The organism is Ruegeria sp. 6PALISEP08 (assembly GCF_001238295.1).
Classification (GTDB): domain Bacteria; phylum Pseudomonadota; class Alphaproteobacteria; order Rhodobacterales; family Rhodobacteraceae; genus Ruegeria.
On the sequence record NZ_LGXZ01000011.1, the window covers coordinates 111,885 to 129,351 of the forward strand.

Annotated in this window: 8 protein-coding genes; 3 read left to right on the forward strand and 5 right to left on the reverse strand. The window is 59.9% G+C overall.

The window, feature by feature from the left end:
* The first annotated feature begins 19 nt into the window (after positions 1-19).
* Entirely contained in the window at positions 20-790 is a 771-nt protein-coding gene (gene yaaA, locus ALB80_RS16305) for a peroxide stress protein YaaA (RefSeq protein ID WP_050605155.1), read from the forward strand.
* A gap of 79 nt (positions 791-869) precedes the next feature.
* Here yaaA and ALB80_RS16310 read toward each other — a convergent pair whose 3' ends face one another.
* Positions 870-3,128 carry a response regulator gene (locus tag ALB80_RS16310; protein ID WP_050605156.1) on the reverse strand — a complete coding sequence of 753 codons (2,259 nt, stop codon included), beginning with the start codon at positions 3,126-3,128 and terminating at the stop codon, positions 870-872.
* Positions 3,129-3,244: 116 nt separating this feature from the next.
* Between ALB80_RS16310 and ALB80_RS16315 the strand changes: the two genes are divergently transcribed.
* Together ALB80_RS16315 and pbpC are read left to right on the forward strand one after the other, a co-directional pair.
* A complete protein-coding gene (locus ALB80_RS16315) occupies positions 3,245-8,668 on the forward strand; it encodes an alpha-2-macroglobulin family protein (RefSeq protein WP_083445335.1) in 5,424 nt (1,807 codons plus the stop codon).
* Positions 8,669-8,752: 84 nt separating this feature from the next.
* The gene (gene pbpC, locus ALB80_RS16320; RefSeq protein WP_050605157.1) at positions 8,753-10,741 is read left to right on the forward strand and encodes a penicillin-binding protein 1C; all 1,989 of its coding nucleotides are present in this window, start codon (positions 8,753-8,755) and stop codon (positions 10,739-10,741) included.
* Here pbpC and ALB80_RS16325 read toward each other — a convergent pair.
* Genes ALB80_RS16325 through ALB80_RS16340 form a run of 4 tightly spaced genes read right to left on the reverse strand, consistent with a single transcriptional unit; the run spans position 10,738 to position 17,415 of the window.
* The gene (locus tag ALB80_RS16325; RefSeq protein WP_050605158.1) at positions 10,738-12,780 is read right to left on the reverse strand and encodes a hypothetical protein; all 2,043 of its coding nucleotides are present in this window, start codon (positions 12,778-12,780) and stop codon (positions 10,738-10,740) included. The two genes, pbpC and ALB80_RS16325, sit on opposite strands and share 4 nt — an antisense overlap.
* A complete protein-coding gene (locus ALB80_RS16330) occupies positions 12,777-15,539 on the reverse strand; it encodes a DUF4159 domain-containing protein (RefSeq protein ID WP_050605159.1) in 2,763 nt (920 codons plus the stop codon). The genes ALB80_RS16325 and ALB80_RS16330 overlap by 4 nt, the downstream gene beginning before the upstream one ends.
* Entirely contained in the window at positions 15,536-16,411 is an 876-nt protein-coding gene (locus ALB80_RS16335; protein WP_050605160.1) for a DUF58 domain-containing protein, read from the reverse strand. The genes ALB80_RS16330 and ALB80_RS16335 overlap by 4 nt, the downstream gene beginning before the upstream one ends.
* The gene (locus ALB80_RS16340) at positions 16,408-17,415 is read right to left on the reverse strand and encodes a MoxR family ATPase (protein ID WP_050605161.1); all 1,008 of its coding nucleotides are present in this window, start codon (positions 17,413-17,415) and stop codon (positions 16,408-16,410) included. Before ALB80_RS16340 ends, ALB80_RS16335 begins: the two co-directional genes overlap by 4 nt.
* Positions 17,416-17,467: the final 52 nt, after the last annotated feature.

The following is a 17,467-nucleotide window of genomic DNA, read 5'->3' on the forward strand; positions in this document are numbered from 1 at the left end:
GCAAGGAAAGAGGGCGGATATGCTGGTAGTGATTTCCCCGGCCAAGCGGCTGGACTGGGCAGAACGGAATGTCGCGGTCACACAACCCGACTTTCAGGATGACGCGATCCGTCTATCGAAGACCGCACGGAACCTGACGCTTGGCGATCTGAAAAAGCTGATGGACCTCAGCGACGATCTCGCACGCCTGAACCGCGACCGCTATCGCGCCTTTACGGACGCGCCCGAGGCCGAGGCCACGCGCCCCGCGGCGCTTGCTTTTGCGGGTGACACCTATCAGGGGCTTGAGGCCAGTTCACTTGACACTGACGAACTGGCGTGGGCCCAGGACCATTTGCGCATTCTGTCAGGGCTGTATGGCGTGCTGCGACCGCTGGATGCGATTCAGCCTTATCGGCTGGAGATGGGCAGCAAACTGAAAACCCGGCGTGGCAAAAGCCTTTATGAATATTGGGGCAACCAACTCAGCAAAGCGCTGAATACCCAAGGCTCCGAAATTGACAGTGATGTTTTGATCAATTGCGCCAGCCAGGAGTATTTTGGCGCTGTTGACCCAAAAGCCCTAAAACTTCGGGTCGTCACGCCGGTCTTCATGGAAGACAAAAACGGCACCCCGAAGATCGTCAGCTTCTTTGCCAAAAAAGCCCGCGGTGCGATGGCGCGGTATATCATCCAGCACCGCCTGACCGATCCCAAGGCACTGCAGGAATTCGACACAGGAGGGTACGTATATCGTGCTGACCTTTCTGAGGTGGACAAACCGGTCTTTGTGAGACCCTACACGGTCTGAATTTCATTGGTAAATTTGGTTGCGCTTGCGGCCAAGGAAGGAAGCGAGGGGCCTGCGCCTCGCGCACCCCGGGTTATTTCTAGCCAGATGAAGCAGGACCCCTCTTGCTGTCACCGCCGGGTACAACATGATTATCGTCTTCAAGAGGCACAACCTGGCTGACATCATCGGGTTGATGTTGCAGGATCATCTGGTGAATGAGGTTTTTGTGCAGTGGCTTGGTCAAGTAGTGATCAAGCCCCGCAGATAATATCCCCTCATCATCTCCGGCCATTGCGTGGGCGGTCAGGGCAACGATGGGTACATGACGGCCGGTTTCAACCTCGAGCCGACGGATTTCAGCGGTGGCCTGTTTGCCGTCCATTTTTGGCATTGAGATATCCATGAAAATCAGATCGGGTTGGAAGTCCTGATAGATATCAACAGCCTCAAACCCATGAGATGCAAATCTCAGCTCGATGTTCAGATCCTTGACCATCTTTTTTAGGATCAGTTGGTTGGTGCGATTGTCTTCTGCCGCGAGGATTCTCATGCGTCGGACTTTGGTTGTTGTAAATTCACCCTTATTAGAGACTGATTTCAACTTTCTAAGCTGGGAAGGGCTTTGGGAATGGTCCTTGAGCACCATCAGCCTGCTATACAGTTCGGATCGGGGGATGGGTTTCTGTAGAACCCCTTCGATCAGGTCGCGTGCCGGGTGAGTGTGGATCAGGCCGGGATTTGTGGGCATCACAATAACCGACAGATCCCCCCAGCCCCGATCTTTGAGCGAAGTTGCAAGGTCCAACCCGTCCATGTCCGGCAGATCATGATCACACAACACAAGTTCAACTTGATCGTTCATCTTTGCCAGCGCCTCTCCCCCAGATGCGCAGACGGTCACTTCGGCACCCAATCGGCCAAGCTGTTTCGACAGAATGGCCCGGTTTACAGCTAGATCCTCAACCACCATCACATGTTTGACGCAGTCCGCCAGGTTCGGCGGTTCGGGCTGCGGACCTTCGGCCGTGGGCAGGGAGATGCGAAAACCGAAACATGACCCTTTACCCAATTCGCTTTCAACCCAAACCGCGCCCTCCATCATGGAAATCAAGCGCTTGGTGATGGCGAGGCCCAACCCGGTGCCTTCGAACTGACGATTGCGATCGTCTTCCACTTGATTGAACTCGCCGAAGATATGGCTGATTTTTTCGGCCTCGACACCGATGCCCGTATCTTCGATGGCAACATGAATATCGCAGGTCTGTGTGTCAGGGTGGGGCACACCGGTGACCCGGATCAGAACATGCCCTTCGGACGTGAATTTGACCGCGTTGCCAACCAAATTGGTCAGGACTTGCCGTATTCGGCCGGGATCACCGACAAACAGCGTGGGCAAGAACAGGTCATAGTCCACCAGCAGCGTCAGGCCCTTGTCCCGCACGCTGGGCTGCAACAACATTGCGACCTCCAGAATGCAGCGTTCCAGATCGAAGTGTTCGGGGTGCAGAACAAGTTTGTCAGCTTCGATCTTCGAGTAATCCAGCACGTCATTGATGATGACAAGCAGGGCCTCGCCCGAATTACGGATAGTATTGACATAAAGCTGCTGCTCTTCATCCAGCGGGGTTTCGCCCAGCAACTCGCTCATCCCGACGATACCATTCATCGGCGTGCGGATTTCGTGGCTCATGTTGGCCAGAAACGCAGACTTCGCACGGTTGGCCGCTTCGGCCCGTTCACGCGCCGTTCTCAACTCGGTCTCATGCCGGACCGAGGCGGTTATGTTAAGGGCAAGGCTGACCACGTCACCACCATTGCCCCGCTGATCGATCAGACGGATGTACTGCCCGTTCCACAGTTGCAGCACAATTGGTGGCGGGTTGGCACGGTTCCAGCGCGCCTGCATTCTGGCGCACCATTCATCGGCGGATTCATCGCCAATGTCGACGATGCCTTCGGTCGTCAACAATTCCAGAATACGGGTGTAGGTTATCCCGGGTGCCACTTCATCCAGCCCGTCAAAAGCGCTCAGATACGCGGTGTTGGCCCCGATCAGCCGACCATCTCCGTCGAAAAAGGCAAACCCATCCTGAATGGTTTGGATCGAATGCCATAGACGGCGTTCGGCAACCTCGATCTTGGCATGGGCGACGGTCAGATCAGATTTGACCTTCTCATTCTCATCCCGAACGGTTTCAACTTCGGCCTGTGTTTCACCAATACGTTTGGTCAACGCCATGGCGTGCTGACCCAGTTTCCGGTTGGCCGCCGAAAGCTCGGCCTGTTTCAGGGCCAGCATACGCTCGGCCGCCAGACGTGCACGCCGTTCCTGTGCCAGTTTGTGTGCAAGATTCATGATGATCGATTCCGGGACGTTCAGGCCCCACCATCGCGGCAGAGAATGAAAAACTGTTTAAGCCGTTGCGCGACAGGCATGCGCCATGCAAACTTCGGTTCAAAGAGGAGGGCACCATGCACCGCTTTGTTTTTATTTCAATTACTTACATCTTTTCACTGCTGATCCTACCCGCTGCCGTACTGGCGCAGGATGCGATGCCTGAATTCCGATATATTACCTCACGGGACACGGATTATTATGGCTCGGATCTGGACGCACTGTTCGACACCGATCTGAAATCCTGCATTCAGGCCTGTTCTGCCACTGCACAGTGTACGGCATTCACCTACAACACCCGATCTGATGCGTGCTTTCCCAAAAGCGGCGTGAATCGACAAGAGACCTATCAAGGGGCTCTGTCAGCGCAAAAGGTACAGAACTCTCAACAGGCCCTAACATTGGGAAAAACGCGTGCCGAAACCTTGAATGCACTGGGGTCTTCCGATCTGAATACAGTAACGAAACAAGCTCGAGATTTGGGTTTCCTGCACCCTGCTGGCGAGCATGACCTGCAAGCTGTTCTGGATGCGGCACGCAATGCGAGCAGTGTCACGCAAGCGATGCAATGGACTGGCGTTGCCGTATCGCTCAGCGATGCACCGGATCTGTGGGTGGAATACGCACGCCTGTTGCTGACTATGAACCCCTCGGGCTGGAACGAACGACGGGATCTGCGCGATCGTGCACTGAATGCTGCGATCAATGGCTATCTGCGCGCCGAGGCCCCGGGCACTCAGATCGCGGCGCTGATGACTATGGCAAACGCGCTGGAAGAGGTTGAGCGCGGGCGTGACATGATTCCTGTTCTGCGCCTTGCCGAGCAGGTGCAACCGCGTGAGGATGTGTTGGCCGCGCTGGACAACGCCATTGGAAAATACGGTTTCCGCGTGGTCGACAGCTCGGTCGATAGCGATGCCGCCGCACCTCGAATCTGTGTTGAGTTTTCCGAACCGCTGGTCAAGGCCGGGGTCGACTACGATCCTTTCGTTCAGCGCAGCGAAGACGGGCTGGTCGTGCAGGCCGAGGACAAGCAACTCTGCGTCGATGGGGTGGCACATGGCCAGCGCTATCGCTTGACAGTGCGCCAGGGTTTGCCTGCCACCTCAGGTGAAGCCCTGAACCGCAATATTGAACTGACCCACTATGTGCGCGACCGGACGCCTTCGGTTCGCTTTCCCGGACGCAGCTATGTCCTTCCGAAATCTGCTGACGCAGCACTGCCTGTCGAAACCGTCAATGTCACCGATCTGGATCTGATCCTGCGACGGGTCAGTGACCGCAACCTGTTGCGCGCTGTGCAACAGGACTTCTTTGGCCGTCCGCTCAGCGAATGGCAGGAAGAAGAATTCTCGGACGAGATTGCCGAAGATATCTGGACCGGCACAGCCGAGGTTTCCAACCAGTTGAACCAGACCATGACGGCACGTCTGCCCATGGCGGAGGCCATCGCCGATCAGCCTGCTGGCATCTATGCGCTGACGGCCCGCGTTCCAGGGGCCGATCCCTATGACGACCCCGGCGCTACGCAGTGGTTTGTACTGTCCGATCTGGGGATCAGCACCGCGCTTGGCACGGATGGGCTGCACGTGACCGTGCGCGGCCTAAGCGATGCCGCGCCGCGCAAAGGGGTCGAGGTTTCGCTGGTCACAAACGCAAACGCAGTCATCGCAACGGCGCAGACCGATGAAACCGGCTATGCCGCCTTCGCACCCGGCCTGATCCGCGGGAAAGGAGCCAGTGCACCTGCCTTGGTGATGGCCGCCGAGGACAACGATTTCAGCTTTTTGTCCCTGACTGATCCCGCTTTTGACCTGTCGGACCGCGGCGTTGAAGGGCGCCCGCCCGCGGGGCCGGTTGATGTCTTCCTGACCACAGACCGTGGTGCGTATCGGGCCGGAGAAGTCATCCATGCCACTGCGCTATCCCGCGATGGCGAAGCACAAGCCATTGAAGGACTGCCACTCACTGCGATCCTGTATCGTCCGGACGGGGTTGAATACCGCCGGTCAGTCTCGGATGGCGGCGTCGCCGGGGGGCATGTCTTTGGCTTGCCCGTTGCCGCTGACGTTCCGCGTGGGGCATGGAAGATCGAGATAAAGTCCGACCCCAAAGGCGAGGCGCTGGCGCGTCAGACGGTGCTGGTCGAGGATTTTCTGCCTGAGCGTATCGATTTCGATCTGACCCTGCCCAGCGCACCTTTGCGCCCGGGCGACACCCCCCCGCTTTCTATCGATGCGCGTTATCTCTTCGGTGCGCCCGGTTCGGATTTGAGCATCGACGGTCAGGTCATTGCCCGCCCAGCAGATACCATCCCGGGCTATGAAGGCTATCGCTTTGGCCGTTACGATACCGAGACTTCGATCAAGAGCACGTATTTTGGTGACATGCGCACTGACGCGGCAGGCCAGGCCACTGTTGCCGTCGAAATCCCCGAGTTAGACACTGAAGGAAAACCTATTGAGGCCGAGATCATCGCAAGATTGACCGATGGCTCGGGCCGTCCGGTTGAACGTCGCCTGACTGCTCCGGTTCTGCCGCCGCAACCTGTGATCGGTGTCAAATCTCTGTTCGAAGACGTCATCCCGGAAGGCACCGAGGCGGCGTTCCAGATCGTTGGCCTCGCCCCTGATCTGACCCCTAGCCCGATGCGCCTGCGCTGGACGCTGAACAAGGTTGAAACGCGATATCAATGGTATCAGCTTTATGGGGATTGGAATTGGGAACCGACAACCCGCCGTACACGCATTGCCACGGGTGAAGTAGACTTCGCGACAGACCCATTGACGCTGACGCAGCCTGTGGATTGGGGCCGTTATGAATTGGTGGTGCAGCGGATCGACGGGGCATATGCCGAAACTGCCGTCGATTTCTATGCGGGTTGGTATCAGGCCGCTGACGCGTCGACGACGCCGGACCGGCTTGAGATGTCGCTGGACCGTGACACCTACAGCGCAGGTGATACTGCGCAGCTCCGGATTGTCCCGCGCATGGCGGGTGTCGCCCAGATCGACGTCCTTTCGAACCGGCTGATCCATCGCCAGATGGTCGAGGTGCCGGAAGGTGAATCCGTGATCCCGATAGAGATCACACAGGATTGGGGTGCAGGAGCCTATGTAACCGCCACGGTGATCCGTCCGATGGATGTCGCGGCAGGCCAGAACCCGGCGCGTGCCATGGGTGTGGCCCACGCCACCATCGATCCGGCAGGCCGTAAGTTGACTGTCGCCATTGACGTACCCGAGATCACTTCGCCTCGACAGACGCAAAAAGCCCGCGTTAGGGTCGAAAACGCTTCGGAGAGCGATCCTGTCTGGCTGACTCTGGCCGCTGTGGATGTGGGCATTCTGAACCTGACCGGGTTCGAAAGCCCGGACCCGCAGGGATATTATTTTGGACAACGTCGTCTGGGTGTCGATCTGCGCGATGTCTATGGGCGTCTGATCGACGGTATGAACGGAGCGATGGGCACGGTTCGATCCGGCGGTGACGCCGATAACGGGATGCGCCGTCAGTCTCCACCGCCAACGCAGGACCTGATGGCTGTGTTCAGCGGCCCGGTGCAGGTCGGCGCGGATGGAGAGGTTGAGATCGACATCCCCCTGCCCGCCTTCAACGGAACCGTCCGATTGATGGCCGTCGCGTGGTCACCCAAAGCGGTTGGTCAAGCCGAAGCCGAGATGATCGTCCGCGACCCGGTGGTCGTCACCGCCAGCCTGCCGCGGTTCTTGGCCCCAGGCGATCAAAGCCGGATGCGGGTTGAGATCGTTCATGCCGAAGGCACATCCGGAGACATGGCACTTGGCCTGACCGCATCGGGCGGCTTGGAACTGGGCGCGGCACCAACCAGCTTTGTGTTGGAGGACGGCGGCAAGGCGGTGTTCGACGTCCCGATCACGGCGAATGTCGTCGGCGACCCGGAAATCGGTGTTTCGATCACCACGCCGGACGGGCGCGACCTGTCACAGACCTTGCGGATGCCCGTGCGGGCAACCGATCCGGTGATTGCCCAGACACGGCGTTTTGCACTGGGTGCCGGAGACAGCTTCCTTTTTTCGCAGGACGTGTTTGACGGGTTCCAGGCCGGCTCGGCCAAAGCCATCCTGTCTGCCGGAGCGTTTGCGAAATTCGACACGCCGGGTCTATTGGATCAGTTGGATCGATACCCGTATGGCTGCACCGAACAGATCACCAGTAAAGCCCTGCCGCTGCTCTATCTGTCATCCGTCGCGCAAGCCTCGGGGCTGGGGGACGGTCCGGTGGTGGATCAGCGCATCACGGACTCGATCCGCAGCATCCTGACCCGTCAGGCCGCAAACGGCGCCTTTGGTCTGTGGCGCGCTGGCAGCGGTGACTTCTGGCTGGACGCATATGTGACCGACTTCCTGTCCCGCGCCCGTGCTCAGGGACATCCTGTGCAGGACCGGGCCTTTGCGCAGGCGATGGATAACCTTCGGAACAGGGTCAACTATGCGCCCGATTTCGACGAAGACGGTCAGGATATTGCCTATGCCCTTATGGTTCTGGCGCGGGAAGGCGCCGCGTCGATGGGTGATCTGCGCTATTACGCGGACGTCAAAGGGGATGCGTTCGACACTCCTTTGGCGCTGGCACAGTTGGGCGCAGCACTGGCATCCTACGGCGACCAGACCCGAGCTGACGCGATGTTCAACCGTGCCGCACGGATGCTGGAACAGGTGCCCGACGAACCGGAAAACTACTGGCGCGCAGATTACGGCACCCACCTGCGGGATGCGGCGGGTCTGCTGACCCTTGCCGTGGGCGCGGGCAGCGAGGCGGTTGACCGCGACGCTTTGATCCAAAGGGTAAGCGCGGGCGCCGCGCCATTGTCCACGCAAGAGGCCACGTGGTCCCTGCTGGCAGCGCACGCGTTGGTTTCTGACCCGACTGGGTCGGGCCTGACGGTCAATGGCACGCCGGTTTCCGGTCCGTTTGTGCAGGTTCTGCAGTCAGGACAGTCAGATGAGGTCAACATCACGGCCATGGACGGTCAGGCGACGGATATCACCCTGACGGTCACTGGGATTCCGGAAACCCCGCCCGAAGCGGGCGGCACCGGCTACGCGATTGAGCGGCGGTACTATTCGATGGATGGTGATCTGATCGACGCAAGCAGTTTCACTGTGGGTGACCGGTTCGTCACCGTTCTGACGGTAACGCCGTTTGAAGGCGGTGGCGCGCGGTTGATGGTGGATGATCCACTTGCCGCCGGGATCGAGATTGACAACCCCAGCCTGCTGCGTTCAGGCGATTTGCGATCCCTGGATTGGCTGGATTTGTCGGATGCCACCCATACCGAGTTCCGTTCAGACCGTTTCCTGGCCGCAGTTGATCTGTCCGGGCGTGAAACCGTGACGCTGGCCTATGTCGCCCGTGCGGTTACGCCAGGTGTGTTCAATCATCCCGCGGCCTCGGTCGAGGATATGTACCGCCCTCAGAACCGCGCATGGACGTCTACTGGTCGGGTTGAAGTTCAGTGATCGTTCTGGTGCCATATCACTACTTGGGTTTCTGCGATGCCTAGGTCGTCGCGATTTTTGCTCGTACTGGCTGGTGCCTTATTTATGACTGCGCTGGCACGGGATGGCGTTGACCGCTGGGTTGACGCCACGGTGCTTCCCCCGTTTCTGGCCGAAACATCGGTTGAGATGCGAGACCGGAACGGCGACCTTTTACGCGCGTTTCCAGTCGAGGATGGTATCTGGAGGTTGTTGCCCGGCGCGGTCGATCCAAATTTCACCGCCATGCTCATCCGGTATGAGGACAAACGATTCTGGACCCACGCCGGTGTGGACCCGATCGCAATGCTGCGGGCAGCGGGGCAAAGCCTGTGGAATGGGCGTACGGTGTCGGGTGGGTCCACCTTGACCATGCAGGTCGCGCGATTGATCGAGGATGGCTCGACCGGGCGGTGGCGTGGCAAATTTCGGCAAGTTAGGGTCGCATTTGCATTGGAGCGGCGGCTAAGCAAGAAGCAGATTCTGGACCTGTACCTGACCCACGCTCCTTATGGTGGCAATCTGGAAGGTATTCGCGCCGGCACCCGTGCGTGGTTTGGCAAAGACGCAGCCCGGTTGACCGCGGCACAGGCGGCCTTGTTGGTCGCGCTGCCACAATCCCCAGAGGCCCGGCGCCCGGATCGCAGGCCAGAGGCGACCCGGAAAGCACGTGACCGGGTTCTGCGCAGGCTCGAGCGCTTTGGCGTCCTGACCCGGGCTGAAACACATGCGGCTCTGACCGAACGTCTTCCGGATCGAATGAAACCGTTTCCGCGCCTCGCACCACATTTGACCGACCGCGTAAAGCGGCAAGCGCCCGCGACCAGCGCCTTTGATCTGACCCTGGATGTCGGATTGCAGGCCCGGTTGGAGACTTTGGTCGCACAGGCCGCCACCCGTGCCGGGCCGCGAATATCCGGGGCGCTGATCGTGGCGGATCATCGCAGCGGTGGAGTTCTGGCCTCGGTCGGTTCGGCCGGTTATCAGGATGCACGACAGGGTTTTGTGGATATGACTCAAGCCCTGCGGTCGCCTGGGTCGACCCTGAAACCGCTGGTCTATGGGTTAGCATTCGATCAGGGGCTGGCCCATCCTGAAACCCTGATCAGCGACAGCCCCGTGATGTTTGGCCGGTACGCCCCGCGCAACTTCGATGGCGCTTTCCGTGGCGATGTAAGGATTCGTGACGCCCTGCAATTGTCGCTCAACATCCCTGTTGTACGCCTGACGAATGCGTTGGGGGCCGCGCGTGTTATGTCGGCATTACGCTTCGCCGGATCAAAACCGCGTCTGAACGGCGGCACGCCGGGATTGGCGATCTCTTTGGGTGGCGTTGGGTTAAGCCTGCTCGATCTGGTACAGATCTACGCCACTCTGGCAGCCGGTGGGCAAGGTCCGATTCTGCATCATGACGCGTTGGCTGAAACGCGGCAGACCCCGCGCGTTTTGTCAGACACCTCTGCCTGGCAGGTCGCAGACATTCTGGCCGGGGTTTCAGCCCCCGCTGGCGGCGCGACAGGGGCGCTTGCCTACAAAACCGGCACGTCTTACGGCCACCGCGATGCCTGGGCCATCGGCTTTGACGGGCAGCACGTCATCGGAGTCTGGCTGGGTCGCGCGGATGGAACGCCTGTTCCCGGCGCATTTGGGGGCGATCTTGCTGCGCCTCTTCTGGCTGAGGCATTCAGCCTATTGAAACCCGAACTTGCCCCGCTGCGCCCGCCACCTCCCTCAACCCTGCTCGTGGGCGCGGCACAATTGCCTCAACCCTTGCAGCGTTTTCGCCCCCGCACTGCGGCTTTCGAAAATGATCCGTCCGCGCCGGACTTGCTGTTCCCGCCTGACAACGCCGTGTTAGAGACGTTTGGAGCACCTCTGACAGTCAAACTGCGCGGGGGCGTCGGGCCATTTTCAGTGCTGGCAGATGGCGTTCCCGTATTGACCGGACAACGGCAGCGAGAGTTCGAAATCCCCAATCCAGGGGCCGGTTTTACCTCGCTCGTTGTGGTGGATGCGCAGGGCCTTTCGGACCGGGCAGCAATCAGGATTGATTAGCGCCGCCCTTCGCGCAGCCAACCACCCAACAGGAAACCTCCTGCCAGCAACAGAACCAGCCAGGGCGGCAGCAGGCCGGCCTGCGTGACGTCCCGTGTCTCATAAGCATCGCGTGGGGTCAGACCGATCCAGCCCCGGCCTGCCGCAGGACGCCCAGCGCGCACGTTGCGGATCGATGGCAAGCCGTCCTCCAGCCGGATCACGCCACCCCGCATACTGGCCAGGACCGGTTCCAGAACATCACTGGTTGCGATGGTGCGTTCAAACTCCTTCGGTGCGGCGGGACCAAGGCCAATCACGGCCATATGGTCGCCTTCCTGCAAACGATAAAGACCAATCTCTGGCCCATAATATCGCGCTTCGAACCGGCCTGGAGAGACCTCTTCCAATGTGATCTCTAATGTCTCGCCATTCGGGCGTGTCACCGTCACCGGCCCCACGTCATCTTCAAGGGTCTGGCGAATGATCCGCATGGATTGACCGTTGGCCTCGGCCCATAACGCCTCTTCCTCCAGTTCGGGTTCTTTCATCATCCAATGGGCCAGCCTGCGCAGCAGCTCCAGTTGCGGACCACCGCCTTCAAAACCCCGACTCCATAGCCAAGCATGATCCGAGGCCAGCATCGCAACGCGCCCTTCGCCAACGCGGTCCAGAACCAGCAGCGGGCGTTCGTCAATGCCTGTCATCAAAACCTCGCCCGAGCGATGATTCACGTCGATCTGACGCAACCAAGCCCCCCAATCCTCGGAATCGCCAAGATTGGTTGTCACCGGATGCCGCTGCCCCAAATCACTGACCATCGGCACATAACGCTCTTCGAACACCCGTGCTGAGGGCTGAGCTGGTAAAATCGGCGCCAGCGGAGACCGGAAGATGCTGTCGGCACTGGCGAAATCAGGACCGGCCGCAATCAAAACCGCACCACCGTCGTTGATGTAACTGGTGACGTTGTCCAGATAGATCGCAGGCAAGATGCCGCGCCGCTTATACCGATCGAAGATGATCAGATCGAAATCGTTGATCTTTTCCAAAAACAGCTCACGTGTTGGAAATGCGATCAACGAAAGTTCATCAACGGGCACGCCGTCCTGTTTTTCGGGCGGACGCAAGATGGTGAAATGCACCAAGTCGACCGAACTGTCGGACTTCAACAGATTGCGCCATGTGCGCCCCCCGGGATGCGGCTCACCCGAGACCAACAGAACGCGCAAACGATCCCGAACGCCGTTCATCTGAATCAGGGCAGTGTTGTTGCGGTCGGTCAATTCACCCTCGGCCCGAGGCACAGAGAACTGAATGACGTTACGCCCGCCATGGGGCAGCGTGATGGGCAGCTCAACATCACGACCAATGGGAATGCTGAACTGTTCAGGTGCGGCACCATCTACAGAAATCTCCAACGGCGCGGTAACCGCGCCTGCCGGAGCAGCTCCGCTGTCATCCACCCGCAGGGTCAACGTGACCGGCTCGCCGATTATGGCAAAGGCAGGTGCATTGCGGACGATAAGCCTGCGATCCCAGTCACTTTCACGTCCGGTTTGCAACAGGTGCATCGGCGCAGGCAGGTCCGGGGCCTGATCAACATCGTGCACGATCCCGTCCGACACCACCAGGATGCCAGCGATACGGGCCCGGGGTTCTTCGGCCAAAGCCTCATTCAGGGCCGCCATAACTTGCGTACCCTCATCCCCACCCCCGTCGCCAACCTGAATGCGGCGCAGTTCCGTATTGTTGCGCGCCTCAATCTCGGCAGCAAGTTCCTCGGCAGCCTGCGCAGTTTGTTCGGCCCGGTCCGAAAGCGTTTGGCTGGCGCTTTCATCCTCGATCATCAAAACGATATCTGTCAGCAGCGCGCGATCTTCAATCTGATAAACCGGGCCAGACAGCGCGGCGAGAACCACCAAAGCCGCCAAACCCCGCAAGGCCCAGCCTGACAGGCCACGCCTCAGGGCCAGTGCAATCCCTGTCACGGCAATCGCACCCACAGCGGCCAGAACGGGCCACGGAATCAGCGGGTCGAATATGACGGTTCCGGTCATTGTCCTAGCCTGTCCAGAAGGGCGGGCACGTGGACCTGATCGGATTTGTAGTTCCCGGTCAGCACATGCATCACCAGATTGACGCCAAAACGATTGGCCAGTTCGCGTTGCCGTTCCCCCGCATATCCGCGTCCGACCGGCAGCAGGGCCTGGCCGTTGCGATCCACGGCCCAGGCCCCAGCCCAGTCATTTCCACCGATGACTACGGGTGTCACGTTATCGTTGAGGTTACGGAACGGCATCCCTTCGATCTGTTCCGCATCCAGTGGCGCAGCTTCGACCCAGACCTCGGTACCGGAGTAACGACCCGGGAAATCCTGTAACAGATAGAAGGTTCTGGTCAGGACGTGATCGCGTGGAATCGGCTCTAACGCAGGGATATTCAGCGGTCCGGCCAGTTGCTGCAACTTGCGACCATTCGGGCTGGACGCACCGAAGCCAGCGATATCTGCGTCACGCGTGTCGAACAGGATCATCCCACCCGAGCGCAGGTAAGCATTCAGTTTCACATAAGCTTCGGCGGAAGGCTGAGGCTGGCTTGGGGAAATCGGCCAGTAGAGCAACGGGAAGAATGCCAGCTCATCGCGTTCCAGATCCACACCAATAGGTTCGGAAGGTTCGACTGAGGTGCGATAAAACAAGGTTTGCGCCAATCCCCGCAGCCCGGCCTGTGCAATATCGTCCACCTGTGCGTCACCCGTCAGCACATGCGCCAAAACAAGTTCATGCGTTGCCGCCAAGGCGAACTCGGTATCTTCCTGCGTCTGCGCCTGAACTTCGGGCACCAACAGAAACGCGGCCAGAATCCCAGCGGCTGCGCGTGCCAAACCCAATCGGCCAGACAAGGCCAAAGACGCGACCACGTCGATCGTGAGCAAGATCAGAGCGAAGCTGAGGAGCAGGCCACCGAGCGGAGTTTCGGTGCTGATCTCCTGTCCTTTGATCGGAACATTGGCGGGCCAGACCACCGGGCGCAGTTCGGTATCCTCGGAAACAACGTTCAGCGCCAGTTTCTGCTTACCGCTTTCATACAGACCCGGGCGCAGTTCTGGCCCGATCTGGCCCGAAATCAACTGTACCCCATCCACACCGACCAACGTACCAGCATCCGACAAGGTGCCAAACCCATCCATGACTTGTACCGGCTCCCATGTCGTGCCCTGCAACTGCGCCTCTTGCCGGGACTTCGCGGCAGAGGCCACGGCCAGACGATCCAGCATCTCGACAAACAGGCCCGACAGCGGCAGGCTAGACCATTCAGCGTCCGCAGTGACATGGAACAGCACCACCTGCCCCAATCCCAACGCCTTGCGCGTCACCAAAGGTGTGCCATCAGAAAGCGAGGCAATCACGCGATCGGCAAGATTCGGGTCTGGTTGGGCCATGACTTGGGTCGAAACGACCACATCGTCCGGGATGTCCAAACCATTGAACGGTGAATTCTCGGGGAACGAAGCCAATGTCTTGGCCTCGCCCCAGCTCATCGCTCCACCAACGGATCGCCCGCCGCTTCGCAGCCGTACGGGCAACAGGGTATCTTCGATGTCCCTCCCCAGATCGCTGGCCGCCATACGCGGACCGGCAAACCGCAGCAGCAGGCCACCTTGTTCGACCCATTCGATCAGACCGGCCTCTTCCGTATCAGACATCTGCGCGACATCCGACAGAACGATCACATCCGGGTTCGCAGGCAGAACCTCAAGCAGGCCGCCATCGACAAAATCTGCCGTGGGGTTCAGAACCTGCGTCAGGTAATGTAGAGGCGACAACAACTCCAGCCCCTCTCGGTTCAGGGTTCCTGCAATCAGCGAAACCTCGCGTCGGCGCAAGCTGTCATCAGTCAGGGTCACGGCCCCGGCGGACCGTTGGCCCTGAATTTCGAACCGCGTAATCCGTGCCCGCAATTCCGAAGGCAGCGCCAGTTCGACCTGCACCGAGGTTTCCCCGGCTTCAAAGGTCAGGTCGACCGAATGCAGCACCCGTGCCGTGCCCGCCGGGTCGCGACCTTGCGCCAAAACCGTCACCCGCTCCTCCGGGCCGGGACCTGCCCGCTGTAAAGTGAGTTGGATCAGACCGTCCTGATAGGCCGCAGGCTGGATCGCAATGGGCCGAGACGCCCCCTGATAAACCGTCACATCACCACGCGCCTGCAAGGCAGAGACCAGCCCGGCATGTTGGGCATAGTCCAACCTGTCGCTAAACCAATGGGTGTCAAAGCTGCCATCAACTGCATCCAAAGCAGAAATGGTTTGCGAAATCTGATCTGCGGTCGGTTGCCAAGGGTTCGGTGTCAGCCCCGGAAGGCGCCCGCGCCATGCCTCAGCCGCTTGAAAAACAGGCGTTTCCGGCTCGGTCAGGCGCATAATTGCAACGGTACGGCCCGCGCGCCCGGCCTCTGACAGCTGTGTGTCAATCTGGTCCAGCGTGGCCGACCAGCGCGTGGCACCGGCCCAACTGGCATCCAGAACCAGCAGCAGCGGCCCGGTGCCAGTCTCATCCCTTGATGGATTCAAAACCGGCCCGGCCAGACCGATGATGATGGCCGCAGCCGCAAGCATCCTAAGCAGTAACAGCCACCATGGCGTGCGGTCCGAGACACTTTCGTCATCCTTCAGCCCCAGCAACAGCGTGACCGCCGGGAACAACCGACGGATCGGCGCAGGTGGTACTGCGCGCAGGATGAGCCACAAGATCGGCAGGGTCAGAAGACCCAGCAAAATCCATGGCGCGGTAAAGCCAATGCCCGCCAGAACCGTCATCGCGTGCCCCCATCCAAGGCCCGATAGAGCCACAATAGAGCCGCTTGCGCGCTATCGTCTGTGTGGTGCAGACCCAATTGCCAGCCGGTCGCACGGCATAGCTGCGTCAGGGCATCCTTGCGGCGTGCAAGTCGTTCCAGATAGCGATCCCGCAGCTCGGCGGCCTTAAGCGTTTCGTGCCGGACGGATCCTCCGACGCTTTCGAAAATCGTCCGGCCCCGATATGGAAATGTCTCTTCGCCCGGATCCAGTACTTGCAGGACCACGCCGCGCACGCCACGGTCAGCAGCTTTGGTCAGGGCCAATTCAACTTCGTCCATAGGACCCAGAAAATCCGAAATAAACACCGCGTGGGCATGAGGGATCATGGCGCGGTGTTCAGGTGGGGCATAATCCGCGTGATCATCTTCGGACCAGGCTTGTGCCAGGCGGATGATCTGCGCATTGCCGCGCCGGGGCGGCAACTTTGTACCGGTCAGGCCGACGCGCTCACCGCCGCGCACCAGTAAAATCGAGGTCGCCAGCCCCAGCAGACGGGCACGATCTGTCTTTGTCGGCAGCGATTTGTCGGACGCAAACCGCATCGACGCCCCCTGATCGACCCAGAGCATCACCGATTGCGCGATCTGCCATTCCCGTTCCCGCACAAATTGCTGATCCCCCCGCGCCGAGCGGCGATGGTCAATCATACGGCGGCTGTCCCCGATTTGCGCAGGACGGTATTGCCAGAAATCATCTCCCATTCCGGACCGCCGTCGACCGTGGTCGCCCAGCAGAACGGTTCCGGCCAAATGCTCTGCTCGCGCCAATAGGGGCGGCAGCCGTGATGCCTCGGCCTCGGATCTTTCGCGAAGGGTCAGCGCGGCATTCACGCCGCAGCCTCGGTGCGGATCAGACCGGCAGCCGTCGAGTCAATCAGCTCAGCAAGGCTGTCACCCCGAGCCCGCGCCGCAAAGTTCAACGCCATCCGGTGGCTGAGCACCGGCCGGGCCATATCCAGAACATCTTCGGCATTCGGGGCCAAACGCCCCTGCAGCATCGCACGCGCCCGCACTGTCATCATCAGCGCCTGCGCTGCGCGTGGGCCGGGGCCCCAGGCCACCGTTTCTGCAACGCGCTCGGATGCGCCAGCTTCTTCGGGCCGGAAGGCGCGAACCAGATCGAGGATCAATTCGACCACCGACTCGCCCACCGGCATCCGGCGCAACAGGGTTTGGGCCGCCAACAGGTCATCCTTGCTGAATATCTGATGCGCCTCTTCCTCTTCCACACCGGTTGTGGCCAGCAGAATATCGCGCTCTGTCTGCCGATCTGGATATTCGACGTCGATTTGAACCAGAAAACGGTCCAGCTGCGCTTCGGGCAGAGGATAGGTGCCTTCCTGCTCAATCGGGTTTTGCGTGGCCAAAACGTGAAATGGCGTCCCAAGCGAGCGATCTTCGCCCGCCACGGTCACTGTACGTTCCTGCATCGCCTGCAGCAGCGCCGACTGCGTTCGCGGGCTGGCACGGTTGATCTCGTCCGCCATCAGCAACTGGCAAAAGATCGGGCCAGAGATAAAACGGAAATGCCGCGATCCATCATCCGCAGTATCCAGAACCTCAGACCCCAGAATATCGGCCGGCATCAGGTCAGGTGTGAACTGAATGCGATTGCCATGAAGGCCCATCACCGTCGACAATGTCTCGACCAGACGTGTCTTGCCCAGCCCCGGCAAACCAATCAGCAGCGCATGACCGCCGCACAGAAGCGCGGTCAGGGTCAGGTCCACAACCCTTTCCTGCCCGATGAAGCGGCGGGTGATCGAGGACTTGGCCTCTTGCAGCTTGGTTTCCAGCGCTTCGATCTCGGCTACGAGGTCGGCAGGTTCGGTCATGACTTTCCCTTCCGTGGACTATTATAGATGAAGTGTATCGCGCTAAGAGGAA